The sequence below is a fragment of the Paractinoplanes rhizophilus genome (assembly GCF_042664765.1).
GTDB classification, from domain to species: Bacteria; Actinomycetota; Actinomycetes; order Mycobacteriales; family Micromonosporaceae; genus Actinoplanes; species Actinoplanes rhizophilus.
The window spans coordinates 72849-87530 of record NZ_JBHTBJ010000032.1 but is presented as its reverse complement, the minus strand read 5'-3'; the positions used below and the strand labels follow the sequence as shown (position 1 = coordinate 87530).

Genomic DNA, 14682 nt, shown 5'->3' with positions numbered 1-14682 from the left:
GCGGTCTGGGCACCATCCTCGGCGGCGTCAACATGATCACCACGATCCTGACCCTGCGCGCGCCCGGCATGACCATGTTCCGCATGCCGATCATGACGTGGAACATCCTGGTCACCAGCCTCCTGGTGATCCTGGTCTTCCCGTTCCTGGCGGCCGCGCTGTTCGCGCTCGCCGCCGACCGCATCCTCGGCGCCCACGTCTTCGACGTGAACACCGGCGGGCCCATGCTCTGGCAGCACCTCTTCTGGTTCTTCGGCCATCCCGAGGTCTACATCGTGGCGCTGCCGTTCTTCGGCATCATCACCGAGGTCATCCCGGTCTTCAGCCGCAAGCCGGTCTTCGGGTACAAGGGCCTGGTCGCCGCCACGCTGCTGATCGCCGCGCTGTCGATGAGCGTGTGGGCGCACCACATGTTCGTCACCGGCCAGGTGTTGTTGCCGTTCTTCAGTTTCCTGTCGTTTTTGATCGCGGTGCCGACCGGGATGAAGTTCTTCGTGTGGATCGGCACGATGTGGCGCGGTCAGATCAGCTTTGAGACGCCGATGATGTTCGCGCTCGGGTTCATGGTGACGTTCCTGTTCGGCGGGCTGTCCGGGGTGCTGCTGGCGTCGCCGCCGATCGACTTCCACGTTTCCGACTCGTACTTCGTGATCGCGCACTTCCATTACGTGCTGTTCGGCACCATCGTGTTCGCCGTGTTCGCCGGCATCTACTTCTGGTTTCCCAAGATGTTCGGCCGGATGCTCGACGACCGCCTCGGCAAGATTCACTTCTGGCTGACGTTCCTGGGCTTCCACGGCACGTTCCTGGTGCAGCACTGGCTGGGCACCGAGGGCATGCCCCGCCGCTACGCCGACTACCTGCCGTCGGACGGCTTCACGTTCCTGAACACGTTCTCGACGATCGGGTCCTTCGTGCTCGGCCTGTCGACGCTGCCGTTCATCTACAACGTGTGGAAGTCGTACAAGGTCGGCCAGCTCGTGACCGTCGACGACCCGTGGGGTCACGGGAACTCGCTCGAGTGGGCCACGTCCTCCCCGCCGCCGCTGCGCAACTTCGACCGGATGCCGCGCATCCGCTCGGAGCGGCCGGCCTTCGACGCGAAGTTCCCGGAGCTCGCCGCCGGGCAGACGCTGACCGGCCCGCCCGAGGGTGGCGCCCGCGTCCTGACCGCCGAGTCCGACGGCGGCGCGACGTACCGCGAGGACAGCGACCACTGAGGTTTCGTCTGCAAGCGGCCCGCTCCCTTCCCGGGGGCGGGCCGCTTCGTTCCCGGTCCCGTGTCGCAGCGGCCGTCGCCTTCCGGGGCGGCTGCCACTATCCGAGGCGGCTGCCGCCTTCCGGGGCGGCTCGCTGGCTTATCGGGTGCGGTCGGCCAGCGCGCGGATCGCCGATGTCAGCGCCGGGGCGTTCAGCGGAGCGCCGGTCACCAGCAAGTGCAGCATGGTGCCGTCGAGCAGCGCCGAGATGTCGTGCGCCGCGTCCTCGCCCACGTGCGGGACCAGCAGCTCGTGCAGGCCGTGCAGCCAGGCTTCGGCCAGCGGGCGCAGCGCCGCGTCCCGGGCGGCGGCCACGCAGAGCTCGAACTCGATCCGGACCGTGCGGCGGTCGGCCATGTACTCGTCGACCAGCTCCACTAGGGCCACAGCGAGGTCCGGGGCGTCGCGCAGGCGGGAGGCCCAGAGCTCGAGGTCGGCCTCCTGGTCGGCGGCCGCCTTTTGCAGGGCGGCGGCGATCAGCGCGTCCAGCGTGGGGAAGTAGTAGGTGGTCGCCCCCAGCGGCAGCCCCGCCCGAGCGGCCACGGCCCGGTGCGTGGTGCGCCCGATGCCGGCCTCGGCGATGATCTCGATGGTCGCCGCCGCGAGCGCCGCCCGGCGGGCCTCCGGGTCGCGGGTCCGCCGGGCCGCGGGCTGGGCGTCGGCCGCCGGCGCGCGACCGCCGGGCGGCAAAGAGTCGGCGGTGGGCTGGATGGGGCCGTCCGCGGGGGGCGGTGGGCCGGTGGTGGGCTGCGGGCCGCCTTCGGCCGTTGTGGTGGCCGGGATGGTCAATGGGTGCCGCCGAGGTTCAAGGTGACTACTCCCGCGATGATCAGGCTGATGCCGGCCACCTTGACGACGGTAATGGGCTCGCCCAGGAAAGCCGCGCCGATCGCCACGATGGCGGCCGTGCCGAGGGCCGACCACAGGGCGTAGGCGACACCCACCTCGACCCCCTTGACCGCCTGGGAGAGCGCCGCCAGCGAGACCGCGTAGCCCGCCATGCACCAGACCGTGGGCCACAAGCGGGTGAAACCCTCGGTCGACTTCATCAGGCTCGTCGCCAGCACCTCAGCCGCTATGGCGCCGAACAGATACACGTAGGCCACTGCCACACCTCTTCTTGTACGAACGTACAAGTACGACCGTATAAGAACTCGGAGAATGCCTCACATCCTCCTTCCGGCCGCCGATGGAACCCCTTCACCCGGCAAGTGGGTGCAGAGGGCGCTCACCCGCATGGGGTGCCGCTCGGACCAGGGCGACGCGGCCCGCGTGGGCGCCTTCCGGCTCGACGGACGGCCTGCGGTGGAGGGTCGCGCGCGGTCGAGGGCGGCCCCCGAAGCGGATCGACGGCGGCACGCGAGCGGCCGGCCGGATCAGAGGCGCAGCCGGGCCGTGCCGGCGGTGTCGGGACGTGCGGGTCAGCTGCGGCCCGCGGGGCTGGGGAACACTTCGGCCGGGCCCGCGGCGCCGGACTCCAAAGCGCCGTCGGCGAAGGAGCGGTCGTCGGCGACGGGCCGGTCGTCAGCGGCCTGCGCGGGCACGGCGAGGCCCGGTTCGGTGAGTGCCGGCTGGGTGCGTGCCGGCTGGGTGCGTGCCGGCTCGGCGAGTCCCAGCTCCGGGCGTGCCGGCTCGGTGACCGCGAGGCCAGCGGCCTCCTGGAGGCGGCTGCGGCGGTGCAGCAGCTCGGCCGGGATCACGGCGAGGGCGATCAGCGTGCCCACGCCGCCCACCGCGATGAAGCCCCAGGCCGGCGCGATGGTGTCGGCGGCCAGGCCGGCCAGCGGGCCGCCCAGGGCGACGCCGACCGTGAGCGAGGAGTTGTGCAGGCCCATGGCCTCGCCCCGGGCGGCGGCGGGCGTCATGCGGCTCACCGCGTCGGCGCTGGCGGTGATGGTGGGGGCGCACAGGGCGCCGCACGGGATGAGCAGCGCCGCCAGCAGCCACCAGTGGGCGGCGCCCAGGGCGACGGCCATCGTCAGGACGGCCATGGGCGTCAGCAGGACCACCGCGGGCAGGCGGCGGTGCATCGTGCCGTACGCGAAGCCGCCCAGCAGCGAATAGAAGGCCCACAGGGACATGACGAAGCCGGCGTACGACAGCTCGCCGTTCTCCCGCAGCACCGCCACGATCGTCACGTCGGTGCCGGAGAGCACGAGGGTGGCCGCCAGCGTCACGGCCAGGACAGCCACCAGGCGAGGGCGCAGCCAGGTGCGGCGGGCGATGCGCTCGCCGGCCTCGATGGGCGCCTCGTGGTCGGCGCGGATCGGCGGGTTGAGCAGCCACAGGCCCAGGCCGGAGACCAGGATGCCGGCCGCGATCGCGAGCATGGCGGGGCGGCCCCCGTGCGCGGTGGCGATGTAGGCGCCCAGGGCGGGGCCGGCCATGAACGAGATCTCGGTGGTGATCGAGTCGAGGGCGAACGCGGGCAGGCGCTGGGCCTCGGGGGTGAGCGCGGCGATCGACTGGCGGGCGACCGAGAAGGCCGGCAGCGCCAGGAAGCCGCCGAACAGGGCCACCACCAGGAGCGGCCAATACGGCAGCGCCTGGGCGACGGTCCAGAAGGTGACCTCGGCGACCGTGGTGAGCAGGAGCACCGGGCGCAGGCCGCGCCGGTCGATCAGGCGGCCCATCACGGGCGCGCCCACCGAGCCGCCCACGGTGAGGGCGGCCCCGACCAGGCCGGCGGCGCCGTAGCCCCGGTCGAGATCGGTGACGACGTGCAGGGTCACGACGACGGCGCCGGCGGCGATCGGTATGCGCGCCAGCGTCGCCACCGCCAGCAGAGACTTGATCCCCGGCAGGGCGAGCGTTTCCCGGTAAGGCTTGAGCAACATGTGGTTCCTGACCTCCGCCCGACATACTGCCTTGGGGGTATGACAGAAAACCAACCACTTTCCGGGGGCGAAACCCGGCAAGTGTGCGAAAACCGGCGCCCGGGAAAGCGGCGTCACAAAAAGCGGCGTCACCCAAAAGGCCGCGTCAGACCATTTTCAGGCGACTATGGGCGATCCGCTGGTGGCGACCGAAGCCGTACGGAACTCCTCGAGAGCCGCGTCGGTGGTGCCCTGCGCCACGCCGGCGGTCAGGTTGAGCAGCACGGTCGTCTCGAAGCCCTCCCGCCGGGCGTCGAGCGCGGTCGCCCGTACGCAATGATCTGTGGCAATTCCGACGACCTCGACCTCGGTCACGTCCCGCTCGCGCAACCACGACGCGAGCGAGGAGCCGTCCTCGGCGTGACCTTCGAAGCCCGAGTACGCCGCCTTGTGCTCGCCCTTGTGGAAGACCGCCTCGATGCGGTCGGTGACCAGCGAGGGATGGAAGTCGGCGCCGGTGGAGCCGACGACGCAGTGCGCCGGCCAGGTGTCGAGGTAATCCGGATGATCGCTGAAGTGGTTACCGGGATCGATGTGCCAGTCCTTGGTGGCGACCACGTGGTCCCAGCGGTCGCCGCCGCGGTCCAGCGCCAGCGAGACGCCGGCCGCCACGGCCGCGCCCCCGGTCACGGGCAGCGAGCCACCCTCGCAGAAGTCGTTCTGCACGTCGACGATGATCAGCGCTCGGGTCACGACGGAACACCCCTATGCGGTCGGGACGATGGTGACGGGAATGGCCGGGTCGCCGGCCGAGAGCTTGAGGCCCTCCCACGGTATCGAGATCAGGCACTGGCGGAGGTGATCTCGCGACTCGTGCAGGGCCGGGCCGTCGACGACCTCGCCGCCGGTGACCAGCGGGCGCTGGAGCGGGCGGTCGTTGGCGGCGTGCGCGGGCGAGCCCTGGGAGACGATGATCTCCTCGGTGGCGGTGCCGGTGGGCTTGTGCCGGCGGACGGCGGTCTTGCGGCCGCCGACGGTCGCCTTGTTCTCCGAGCGCTTGACCACCGGGCGGCCCTCGACCTCGACCAGCTTGTAGACCAGGCCGGCGGTGGGCGCACCGGAGCCGGTGACCACCGCGGTGCCGGCGCCGTACATGTCGACCGGCTCGGCGGCCAGCGCGGCGATCGCGTACTCGTCCATGTCACCCGAAACGATGATCTTTGTTTCGGTGGCACCGAGCGAATCGAGCAGCTCGCGGGAGTGCTGAGCCAGCACCGAGAGGTCGCCGGAATCGATCCGGATCGCGCGCAGGTCGGGGCCGGCCACCGCGATCGCGTTCCGGATGCCCTGGGCGATGTCGTAGGTGTCGACCAGCAGGGTCGTGTTCTTGCCCAGCGCCGACACCTGCGAGGCGAACGCGGCCGGCTCGTCGTCGTGCAGCAGCGTGAACGCGTGCGCCGAGGTGCCGGTGGTGGGGATGCCGTATCTCTTGCCGGCGGCAAGGTTCGAGGTCGAGGCGAAACCGGCGAGATAAGCGGCGCGGGCTGCCGCGATGGCAGCGTCCTCATGCGTACGGCGGGAGCCCATCTCGATGATCGGCCGGCCCCGGGCGGCGGTGACCATGCGGGCCGCGCCCGTGGCGACCGCGCAGTCGTGGTTGAGCACCGACAGGATCAGCGTCTCGAGCACGACACACTCGGCGAAGGTGCCGGACACCGTCATGATCGGCGAGCCGGGGAAGAAGAGCTCGCCCTCGGCGTACCCGTCGATGTTGCCCTTGAATCGATAAGCCGCCAGCCAGGCCGCCGTGCTCTCGTCGACGATCCCGGCGCCGCGCAGGAAGTCGATGTCCTCCTCGGTGAAGCGGAAGTCCCTGATCAGCTCGGCCAGCCGGCCGTTGCCGGCGACCACGCCGTAGCGGCGGCCGGTGGGCAGGCGGCGGGCGAAGACCTCGAACACGCAGTGCCGGCCGGCGGTGCCGTCCTTGAGCGCGGCGCTGACCATGGTCAGCTCGTACTGATCGGTCATCAGCGCGGGGGCGAAGGAGTTCACCCCCTCACCCTATTGCGCGGGGACGCCCCTTACGAAGTGCGCGCTGACCTGCGGTTCGGCGTTCCGGTTCACCGATGCGGCAAATCCGGTGGCAACATGGGGGGCATGGCGTTGCCACAGGTCGCTCCCGTCGAGGCACCGGAGATCGAGGAAGCACCCGCCGACGATCGCCCCTGGGTGACCGTCGTCTGGGACGATCCGGTGAACCTCATGTCGTACGTGACCTGGGTTTTTCAGAAGCTCTTCGGCTACAGCCGCGAGAAGGCCGAAGCGCTGATGCTGGACGTGCACCACAAGGGCAAGGCAGTCGTCTCCTCCGGCGCCCGCGAGCGCATGGAGATGGACGCCAACCAGCTCCATGGCTACGGTCTCTGGGCGACGGTCGACCGGGCCTGAAACGCGGGAGAGGGCAGATGTTCCGACGCAACGGCAGCCAGTGCGTGGCCACCTTCGCGGTCGACGAGGTACGCGTGCTGCGCAAGGTCGCCGGCGAGGTGGTCGGGCTGCTGACCGACGGCATGGACCACACCGACCCGGTGGTCTCGCGGCTCTTCCCGGACATCTATCCGGACCGTCCCGACGACTCCGCCGAGTTCCGCCTCTACACCGAGGGGGAGCTCAAGACCGGCAAGATCGACCAGGCCGGCGCGATCCTGGCGGCCCTGCCCGACGAGGGCGAGGGCGAGGTACGCCTGGACGTCGAGGCCGCCGAGGCCTGGCTGCGCGCGATCAACGACGCCCGGCTGGCCATGGGCACCCGGCTGGAGATCCAGGCCGACACCGACCTGAGCGAGGAGCTCGAGTCGGCCGTGGTGCGCGATCCGGGCTCGAGCCGGGTCTTCCAGCTCAGCGTCTACGCCTATCTCGGTTATCTGCAGGAGTCCCTGCTGAACGCGCTGCCCGAGATCGACTGATTGTGGCCACAGCCATAGGCGGAGCGCCGAAATCGCACGGTAATGTTGACGCCGTGCTGACCATCGACAGCGCGATCGTCGACGCGATCGTCGCCCACGCCCGCCGGGACCACCCCGACGAGGCCTGTGGCGTGGTCGCCGGCCCGATCGGCAGCGACCTGCCGACCCGGCTCATCCCGATGGACAACGCCGCCCGGTCGATGACGTTCTACGAGTTCGACTCCCTCGAGCAGCTGCGCGTGTGGCGCGAGATGGACGACAACGACGAGGAGCCGGTGGTCATCTACCACTCGCACACCGCGACCGAGGCATACCCCTCCCGGACGGACATCTCGTTCGCGGGCGAGCCGAATGCGCATTATCTGCTGGTCTCGACCCGCGATCCGGAGTCCGAGGAGATCCGGTCGTTCCGCATCGTGGACGGCGTGGTGTCCGAGGAAGAGATCAACATCGTGGATGCGACGGTAGAGGTGTGAGCGTGAGCACGGTGCAGTCGTACATGTTCGGGCAGAGCCCGGTGTCGGTGGTCTACGAGTGTCGCTGACGACACCTTCGTCGTAGACCCCGTCCGATTGTTCGACCCTCATCCAGGAGCATTCACGTCATGGCTATCGAAGTTCGCGTTCCCACCATTCTGCGCAGCTACACCGGCGGCTCGAAGGTCGTCGAGGGCGCCGGCGACACGCTCACCGCGCTGATCGACGATCTCGACGCCAAGCACAGCGGCCTCAAGGGCCGGCTGATCACGCCCGAGGGCGGGCTGCACCGCTTCGTCAACATCTACATCAACGACGAGGACGTGCGCTTCCTCGGCGCGCTCGACGCCAAGGTCAAGGACGGCGACTCGATCACCATCCTGCCCGCGGTCGCCGGCGGCGCGCTGGGCTTCGCGGCCGCTGCCGCCCTCCTCGGCGCCAGCTCCCGGTAATCCGATGGCTCGCTTCGAGAGCCTGCTGGACGCCTGTGGGGGCACGCCGCTGGTCGGCCTGCCCCGCCTCTCGCCGTCGGTGCCCGACGGGGCGCCGCCGGTGCGGCTCTGGGCCAAGCTCGAGGACCGCAACCCCACCGGCAGCGTCAAGGACCGTCCGGCGCTGTTCATGGTGCGCGAGGCCGAGGAGTCCGGCCATCTGCGCCCGGGCGACACGATCCTCGAGCCGACCAGCGGCAACACCGGCATCGCGCTGGCCATGGTGGCCAAGCTGCGGGGTTACCGCATCGTGTGCGTGATGCCCGAGAACGTCTCGGCCGAGCGGGTCCAGCTGCTCCGGATGTACGGCGCGGAGATCATCTTCTCGCCGGCCGCGGGCGGATCCAACCAGGCCGTCGCCACCGCCAAGCAGATCGCCGCCGAGCACCCCGACTGGAAGATGCTGTACCAGTACGGCAACCCGGCCAACGCGCGCGCCCACTACGAGACCACCGGTCCCGAGCTGCTGCACGACCTGCCCACGATCACGCATTTCGTGGCCGGCCTGGGCACCACCGGCACGCTGATGGGCACCGGGCGCTTCCTCAAGGAGAAGGTCGAGGGCATCCAGGTGGTCGCGGCCGAGCCGCGGTACGGCGAGCTGGTGTACGGCCTGCGCAACATCGACGAGGGCTACGTGCCCGAGCTGTACGACGCGTCCGTGCTGGACCGCCGCTTCTCGGTGGGCACCCGGGACGCCGTGCTGCGCACCCGCCAGCTGGTCGAGGTCGAGGGCATCTTCGCGGGCTTCTCCAGCGGGGCGATCCTGCACGCGGCGCTGGCCGTGGCCCACGAGGCGGTCCGCGACGGCCGCCGCGCCGACGTCGCGTTCGTCATCGCCGACGGCGGCTGGAAGTACCTGTCGACCGGCGCGTACGGCGGCACCCTCAACGACGCGGAAGAGGCCCTCGAGGGCCAGCTCTGGGCGTAAGCGCCAGGCGCTTAGTACAGCGCCGCGATCAGCACGTCGATCGCCAGCGGGACCGTGGCCGCGGTCAGAAGCAGCCACGGCAGCACCGGGCGATGGATCGACAGGAACGATCCGACCACCAGCGCCACGGACGCGAGTCCGAAAAGGGACAGTGCCGGGACGTACCAGAACGCCGTGCCGCCGAAAATCGTGACCATTGCGCGGACCCCGACCCCGGCGCCCGCCAGTCCGAGTGCGGCGGCATAAAGCGCCATCAGCAGAAGGCGCGCCGGAGACGGTGCCGGGTCGTCGGCCGCCGGAAAGCGGAAAAGCGTCTCGCGGCCTCTGAAACCGGCGGGAGCCGGGGTATTCTCCCAGCCACCGAACGGCATGATCTCCGCCGCCTCGGTCCGCGTGCTGCGGCTCTTCTCGACCGTGGTCACGCTGCCTCCGTCTGTTCCGTCCCAGAAGTCCTCACTTTGTGCAACGCAGACGACTCACCGGACGTAACGGGAATTGCGTTAATGACCGAGGTCACGGGCGGTGTGATGTACGTTGTCGATTTAGCGACAAATCGATCAGACGTTTACATGGTGCGCAGGTCGGGGGATACGCTTCGCACCGTGATTGACTGGTCTGACGACTCTGCCACGGACCGGTCCAGCGGGGCGTCGACGACCCAGTGTGAGCCAAAGGGACCCGCATGCGACTGACCGTTCTCGGCTGTGCCGGCAGTTTTCCCGGCCCCGAGTCGGCCTGCTCCGCCTATCTGGTCGAGGCCGATGGCTTCCGTCTGCTGATCGATTTCGGTTCCGGCTCGCTGTCCGCGTTGCAGCGCTACACCGCCGACATGAACGCGATCGACGCGATCATCCTGACCCACCTGCACAGCGACCACATGCTCGACGCCTGCCTGTATGTGATCGTTCGCCGGTACGACCCGGGCGGGGCCCGGCCGCCGATTCCGGTCTACGCGCCGCTGGGCGCGGCCGAGCGCATCGGCGCGGCGTACAGTTCCGACAACGAGCAGGTCGACGACGTCTACACCTTTTACGGCCTGCAGCCGGGCACGTTTCCGATCGGGCCGTTCACGATCACGGTGGACCGGGTCAACCATCCCGTCGAGACCTACGGCGTACGCATCGAGCACGGCGGCCACGTCCTCGCGTACTCGGCCGACACCGCGCCCTGCGAGGCCCTGCTGCGGCTGGCCGCCGGCGCCGACATCTTCCTCTGCGAGGCCAGCTACCTCGACGGCGTGGACAACCCGCCCGGCCTGCACCTGACCGGCGGCGAGGCGGGGGAGGCCGCCACCAAGGCCGACGTCGGCCGGTTATTGCTGACCCATTTGATACCTGCGTGGTTCTCCGAGGCATCTATTGTGGATGCGGCCTCGGCCGCCTACGCGGGCCCGGTTGAGGTGGTTCGCCCCGGCGCCCGGTACGATCTGTAGGCCTGAACCGGGGGGCTGGGGCCGAAGACTGCACCGTTGCACCACCGGATCGTGATCTTGGAGTTGCTGCATGCGCATCGTTCGCCTGGCCAACTTCGTAACGACTCATTCCGGCGGCCTACGAACGGCACTGCGCCAGCTCGGCGAGGGATACCAGCGGGCCGGCCACGAGGCCGTGCTGATCGTTCCCGGTCGTGAGCGCTCCGACACGATGACGTCGCAGGGCCGCGTCATCACGCTGCCCAGCTCCCCGCTGCCCCGCACCGGCGGCTACCGCGTGATGGCCGGCCGCCGCGAGCTGACCAGGCTGCTCGACGAGCTCGAGCCGGATCGCATCGAGGTCTCCGACCGGGCCACCCTGCGCTGGACGGGCACGTGGGCGCGACAGCGCGGGGTCGGATCGATGATGGTCTCGCACGAGAGCCTGGCCGGCCTGCTCGGCGTCTGGGGCATGCCGAAACGCGACTCGCTGGCCGACCGGCTCAACCTCCGGACCGCGCAGAACTTCGACACGATCGTCTGCACCACGGCGTTCGCGGCCGCCGAGTTCCGCCGCCTGGGCGTGCCCAACCTCGTCGAGGTGCCGCTCGGCGTCGACCTCGAGGAGTTCCACCCGCGGCACGCCGACGCGGCGGTGCGGGCGCGGTACGCCCGGCCCGACGAGCTGCTCGTGGTGTTCTGCAGCCGGCTGTCCGCGGCCAAGCGGCCCGAGCTGGCGGTGGACGCGGTGGCGGCGCTGCGCAACGCCAAGGTGCCGGCGGTGCTGGTGCTGGCCGGGGACGGCACGCGGCGTACGTCGCTGGCCTACCGCGCCGCGCGGCTGCCGGTGCGGTTCGCCGGCCACATCGCCGACCGTTCCGCGGTCGCCGCGCTGCTGGCCAGCGCCGACGTGGTGGTGGCGCCGGGGCCGGTGGAGACGTTCGGGCTGGCCGCGCTGGAGGCGCTCGCCTGCGGCACGCCCGTGGTGGTCAACGAGAGCAGCGCGCTGCCCGAGGTCGTCGGCGACGCGGGCGTGGCCGTCGCCGGCACCCCGGAGGCGTTCGCCGGCGGGGTGCAGGAGCTGCTGGCCCGGCCGTCCGCGGCTCGCCGGGCGGCCGCTCGCGCCCGCGCCGAGCGCTTCGGCTGGCAGCAGGCGGTGGACGGCTTCCTGCGCGCGCACGGGGTGTCGCCCGCGCCGCAGCCCGCCGCGGTCGGCATGTCGATCACGCGGCAGCGACCGTCGGCCGTGCTGCGCCCGGCGGTGCCGAACGGGTTGTCGACGGGCGGCGGGGCAGGCTGATCGGGCTGGGCGCCGCTATCCGGCGGTGCCGGGTGGGTTATCCACAGGTGGCGGGGCGGGCTGAGCGGGCTCGGCGCCGAACCAATAAGGTTTGGGGCATGGCACGACCCGACGGCCGAGCGGCCGACCAGCTACGACCCGTGACCCTCACGCGGCAGTGGAGCATCCACCCCGAGGGCTCGGTGCTCGTCGAGTTCGGCAACACCCGGGTGCTCTGCACCGCCAGCGTCACCGAGGGCGTCCCCCGCTGGCGCAAGGGCTCCGGCCTCGGCTGGGTGACCGCGGAATACGCGATGCTTCCGCGCGCCACCAACACCCGCGGCGACCGGGAAAGCATCAAGGGCCGGGTCGGCGGGCGTACGCATGAGATCTCCCGCCTGATCGGGCGCAGCCTGCGGGCCTGCATCGACCTCAAGGCGCTGGGCGAGAATTCGGTCGTCCTCGACTGCGACGTGCTCCAGGCCGACGGCGGCACCCGCACGGCCGCCATCACCGGGGCCTATGTGGCGCTGGTGGACGCGGTGAGCTGGCTGGCCGAGCGCAAGTCCCTGGCCGGCAAGGTCGACAAGGTCATGCACCGCTCGATCCAGGCGGTCAGCGTCGGCATCATCGACGGCGAGCCCCGCCTCGACCTGATGTATCTGGAGGACGTCGCCGCCGAGGTCGACATGAACGTGGTCTGCACCGGTGAGGGCGATTTCGTCGAGGTGCAGGGCACGGGGGAGAACGGCGTGTTCCGCCGGGACCAGATGGATCTCCTGCTCGACCTGGCCGTCGCCGGCTGCGCCGATCTCGCGGCCGCCCAGCAGAAGGCGCTGTCCTCATGAGCGCACGGCTGCTGCTCGCCACGGCCAACAAAAAGAAGCTCGCCGAGCTGCAGCGCATCCTCGACCTGGCGCTCGGCGCCGAGCGGGTGGCGCTGGCCGGCCTCGGCGACTTCGATGACTATCCCGACGTCCCCGAGACGGGCCTGACCTTCGGCGAGAACGCGCTGATCAAGGCCCGCGAGGGCGCCCGGCGCACCGGCCTGCCCACGGTGGCCGACGACTCGGGCATCGCGATCGACGCGCTCAACGGGATGCCCGGGGTGTTCAGCGCCCGCTGGTCCGGCCGGCACGGCGACGACGCGGCCAACCTCGACCTGCTGCTGGCGCAGATCTCCGACGTCGCCGAGGAAAATCGGGGTGGCGCGTTCGTGTGCGCGGCGGCCCTGGTTCTGCCCAACGGTCGCGAGCACCTCGTCGAGGGCAAGCAGCGCGGCCGCATCCTGCGGGCGCGGCGCGGCGAGGGCGGGTTCGGCTACGACCCGATCTTCCTGGGCGACGGCCAGATCCGCACCAACGCCGAGCTCGACCCGGCGGAGAAGGACGCGATCAGCCACCGCGGCAAGGCTTTCCGCGAGCTGGCCAAGGTGATTGCCAAGGAGCTGCCGCGCTGATCAGCCCGGCCACCGGGCGAGCGCCACGCTCGGTGCGTGCCCCAGGCGCCTCCACATCTCCTCGGCGGTGTACGGGGCGTAGAGCGACAACACGATCGCCGTCGCCTCGACGGCCTCGCGCAGGGCGGGGTCGCCGGGCGGCGCGGCCCGGGCGGCGTTGACCAGCTCCATCGTGCGGGCCAGCGCCACGTTCAGCCGGCCGGCCTCGACCAGCCTGGTGATCTCGCGCAGCAGGCGCCGCGAGGTCTCCCGCAGCGAACCTGCGCCGGCGGGCGAGGCGCCGGCGGGCGAGGCGCCAGCGGGCGAGGCGCCAGTGGGCGAGGCGCCGGCGGGCGAGGCACCGGCGGGCGGAGCGTCGTCGGTGACGCGGGCGGTCAGCGACAGTGCCCGCGACAGGAAGCGTTTCGCGCCGCGCGGGGAGACGTCCGCCCAGTCGACGTTCGCCGACGGGGGACCGGCGAACAGCATCGCCACGCGCACCGCGTCCGGGCCGTGCTCGTCCATCTGGCTGCCCAGCGTGACCAGGTTGCCCTTGGACTTGCTCATCGCGGCGCCATCGAGCAGCACATGGCCCTGCGTCGTCAGGGCCCGGAACGGCTCGGCGAAATCCAGCAGGCCCATGTCGTGCAGGGCCTTGGTGAAGAAGCGCGCGTACAGCAGGTGCGACACCGCGTGCTCGCTGCCGCCCACGTAGTGATCCACCGGGCGCACCAGCGCCGGATCGAACGGCCCGTCCGGATAGGACACGTTGGGGTAGCGCAGGAAATACCACGAGGAGTCGACGAACGTGTCCAGTGTGTCGGTCTCCCGGGCGGCGGGCCGGCCGCACGCCGGGCAGTCGACCGCCATCCACGCGGTCGCGCCGGCCAGCGGGATGGCGTCGGGCGGCAACTCGACCGGCAGCTGATCGTCGGGCACCGGCACCAGCCCGCAGGACGCGCAGTGGATGATCGGAATCGGGCAGCCCCAGTACCGCTGCCGGGAGATCAGCCAGTCGTGCAGGCCGGCGATCCAGTTGCGCTGCATGGTCAGGATGTGCGGCGGCCAGCCCGCGGCGAGCTGGTCCATGTCGGTGCGCAGGCGATCGGCGTACGCGGTGATCTTGAAGAACCATTGGGTCAGCGACCGCGAGGTCGCGACGTTGCCGCACCGCTCGCATCGGCCGTCGATGACCTGCTCGTTGGCCAGCACGGTCCGGTCGGCCGGGCACCAGTTGACCGCCGCCCGCGCGCGATAGGCCAGCCCGCGCTCGAAGAACCGCAGGAACAGCCACTGTGTCCAGCGGTAGTACGACGGATCGCTGGTGTGCAGCCGCGTGCGCCAGTCGACCGAGACGCCGTACCGCCGGAACGACTCCGCCTGGGTCTCGATGTTCTGGCGGGTCCAGGTGGCCGGGTGGAGCCCGCGCTTGATGGCCGCGTTCTCGGCCGGCAACCCGAACGAGTCCCAGCCGATCGGATGCAGCACCTCATGACCGCGCAGCCGCCAGTATCGCGCGATGGCGTCGCCGATCGCGTACGCCTCCGCGTGACCCATGTGCAGATCGCCCGACGGGTAGGCGAACATCGACACGACGTACATGCCGGGACGCTAG

General features: G+C 70.8%; 16 protein-coding genes and 1 pseudogene. 10 read left to right on the top strand and 7 right to left on the bottom strand.

What is annotated here, in order from left to right; all coding sequences use genetic code 11:
- Positions 1-1220: cytochrome c oxidase subunit I (locus ACFQS1_RS31030; protein ID WP_378975270.1), on the top strand; the 1220-nt coding region annotated here is incomplete at its 5' end.
- A 138-nt stretch (positions 1221-1358) separates the two neighbouring features.
- Here the strand turns inward: ACFQS1_RS31030 and ACFQS1_RS31025 are convergent.
- From ACFQS1_RS31025 to ACFQS1_RS31005, 5 genes are all read right to left on the bottom strand, one after another.
- Positions 1359-2048, bottom strand: a complete 690-nt coding sequence (locus ACFQS1_RS31025; protein WP_378975268.1) for a TetR/AcrR family transcriptional regulator — start codon at positions 2046-2048, stop codon at positions 1359-1361.
- Complete coding sequence (locus ACFQS1_RS31020) at positions 2045-2365, bottom strand: DMT family transporter (RefSeq protein WP_378975266.1); 321 nt, start codon at positions 2363-2365, stop codon at positions 2045-2047. Before ACFQS1_RS31020 ends, ACFQS1_RS31025 begins: the two co-directional genes overlap by 4 nt.
- Before the next feature lie 315 nt (positions 2366-2680).
- Positions 2681-4096 (bottom strand): MFS transporter, encoded by a 1416-nt coding sequence (locus tag ACFQS1_RS31015; RefSeq protein WP_378975264.1) that lies wholly within the window; start codon positions 4094-4096, stop codon positions 2681-2683.
- Between the two features lie 156 nt (positions 4097-4252).
- The gene (locus ACFQS1_RS31010) at positions 4253-4828 is read right to left on the bottom strand and encodes an isochorismatase family protein (RefSeq protein WP_378975262.1); all 576 of its coding nucleotides are present in this window, start codon (positions 4826-4828) and stop codon (positions 4253-4255) included.
- Between the two features lie 12 nt (positions 4829-4840).
- Positions 4841-6127, bottom strand: coding sequence for a nicotinate phosphoribosyltransferase (locus ACFQS1_RS31005; protein ID WP_378975260.1), 1287 nt, complete (start codon positions 6125-6127; stop codon positions 4841-4843).
- 105 nt (positions 6128-6232) lie between these two features.
- Between ACFQS1_RS31005 and clpS the strand changes: the two genes are divergently transcribed.
- The 5 genes and pseudogenes from clpS to ACFQS1_RS30980 all read left to right on the top strand — a co-directional run bounded on the left by clpS (position 6233) and on the right by ACFQS1_RS30980 (position 8939).
- Positions 6233-6523, top strand: coding sequence for an ATP-dependent Clp protease adapter ClpS (clpS, locus tag ACFQS1_RS31000; RefSeq protein WP_378975276.1), 291 nt, complete (start codon positions 6233-6235; stop codon positions 6521-6523).
- Positions 6499-7041 (top strand): DUF2017 domain-containing protein, encoded by a 543-nt coding sequence (locus ACFQS1_RS30995; RefSeq protein WP_378975274.1) that lies wholly within the window; start codon positions 6499-6501, stop codon positions 7039-7041. Before clpS ends, ACFQS1_RS30995 begins: the two co-directional genes overlap by 25 nt.
- A gap of 53 nt (positions 7042-7094) precedes the next feature.
- Positions 7095-7585, top strand: a pseudogene (locus ACFQS1_RS30990) (M67 family metallopeptidase).
- A gap of 60 nt (positions 7586-7645) precedes the next feature.
- Positions 7646-7969 carry a MoaD/ThiS family protein gene (locus ACFQS1_RS30985; RefSeq protein WP_378975258.1) on the top strand — a complete coding sequence of 108 codons (324 nt, stop codon included), beginning with the start codon at positions 7646-7648 and terminating at the stop codon, positions 7967-7969.
- 4 nt (positions 7970-7973) lie between these two features.
- Positions 7974-8939 (top strand): PLP-dependent cysteine synthase family protein, encoded by a 966-nt coding sequence (locus ACFQS1_RS30980; RefSeq protein ID WP_378975256.1) that lies wholly within the window; start codon positions 7974-7976, stop codon positions 8937-8939.
- An 11-nt stretch (positions 8940-8950) separates the two neighbouring features.
- Here the strand turns inward: ACFQS1_RS30980 and ACFQS1_RS30975 are convergent, their stop codons facing one another.
- Positions 8951-9361, bottom strand: a complete 411-nt coding sequence (locus tag ACFQS1_RS30975) for a hypothetical protein (protein WP_378975254.1) — start codon at positions 9359-9361, stop codon at positions 8951-8953.
- A gap of 260 nt (positions 9362-9621) precedes the next feature.
- On the opposite strand from ACFQS1_RS30975, the gene ACFQS1_RS30970 reads away from it, so the two are divergent.
- The 4 genes from ACFQS1_RS30970 to rdgB all read left to right on the top strand — a co-directional run bounded on the left by ACFQS1_RS30970 (position 9622) and on the right by rdgB (position 13088).
- A complete protein-coding gene (locus ACFQS1_RS30970; RefSeq protein ID WP_378975252.1) occupies positions 9622-10371 on the top strand; it encodes an MBL fold metallo-hydrolase in 750 nt (249 codons plus the stop codon).
- Between the two features lie 70 nt (positions 10372-10441).
- Entirely contained in the window at positions 10442-11650 is a 1209-nt protein-coding gene (locus ACFQS1_RS30965) for a glycosyltransferase (RefSeq protein ID WP_378975250.1), read from the top strand.
- 98 nt (positions 11651-11748) lie between these two features.
- The gene (gene rph / locus ACFQS1_RS30960; RefSeq protein ID WP_378975248.1) at positions 11749-12477 is read left to right on the top strand and encodes a ribonuclease PH; all 729 of its coding nucleotides are present in this window, start codon (positions 11749-11751) and stop codon (positions 12475-12477) included.
- Complete coding sequence (gene rdgB / locus ACFQS1_RS30955) at positions 12474-13088, top strand: RdgB/HAM1 family non-canonical purine NTP pyrophosphatase (RefSeq protein ID WP_378975246.1); 615 nt, start codon at positions 12474-12476, stop codon at positions 13086-13088. Before rph ends, rdgB begins: the two co-directional genes overlap by 4 nt.
- Here the strand turns inward: rdgB and ACFQS1_RS30950 are convergent, their stop codons facing one another.
- Complete coding sequence (locus ACFQS1_RS30950; RefSeq protein WP_378975244.1) at positions 13089-14669, bottom strand: class I tRNA ligase family protein; 1581 nt, start codon at positions 14667-14669, stop codon at positions 13089-13091. It lies immediately after the preceding gene.
- Positions 14670-14682: the final 13 nt, after the last annotated feature.

Bases quoted from the DNA above. Each gene is read 5' to 3' on its own strand.
- clpS (WP_378975276.1), top strand. From the start codon at position 6,233: ATGGCGTTGCCACAGGTCGCTCCCGTCGAGGCACCGGAGATCGAGGAA.
- ACFQS1_RS30980 (WP_378975256.1), top strand. From the start codon at position 7,974: ATGGCTCGCTTCGAGAGCCTGCTGGACGCCTGTGGGGGCACGCCGCTG.
- ACFQS1_RS30965 (WP_378975250.1), top strand. From the start codon at position 10,442: ATGCGCATCGTTCGCCTGGCCAACTTCGTAACGACTCATTCCGGCGGC.
- ACFQS1_RS30985 (WP_378975258.1), top strand. From the start codon at position 7,646: ATGGCTATCGAAGTTCGCGTTCCCACCATTCTGCGCAGCTACACCGGC.
- rph (WP_378975248.1), top strand. From the start codon at position 11,749: ATGGCACGACCCGACGGCCGAGCGGCCGACCAGCTACGACCCGTGACC.
- ACFQS1_RS31015 (WP_378975264.1), bottom strand. From the start codon at position 4,096: ATGTTGCTCAAGCCTTACCGGGAAACGCTCGCCCTGCCGGGGATCAAG.
- ACFQS1_RS30950 (WP_378975244.1), bottom strand. From the start codon at position 14,669: ATGTACGTCGTGTCGATGTTCGCCTACCCGTCGGGCGATCTGCACATG.
- ACFQS1_RS30970 (WP_378975252.1), top strand. From the start codon at position 9,622: ATGCGACTGACCGTTCTCGGCTGTGCCGGCAGTTTTCCCGGCCCCGAG.
- rdgB (WP_378975246.1), top strand. From the start codon at position 12,474: ATGAGCGCACGGCTGCTGCTCGCCACGGCCAACAAAAAGAAGCTCGCC.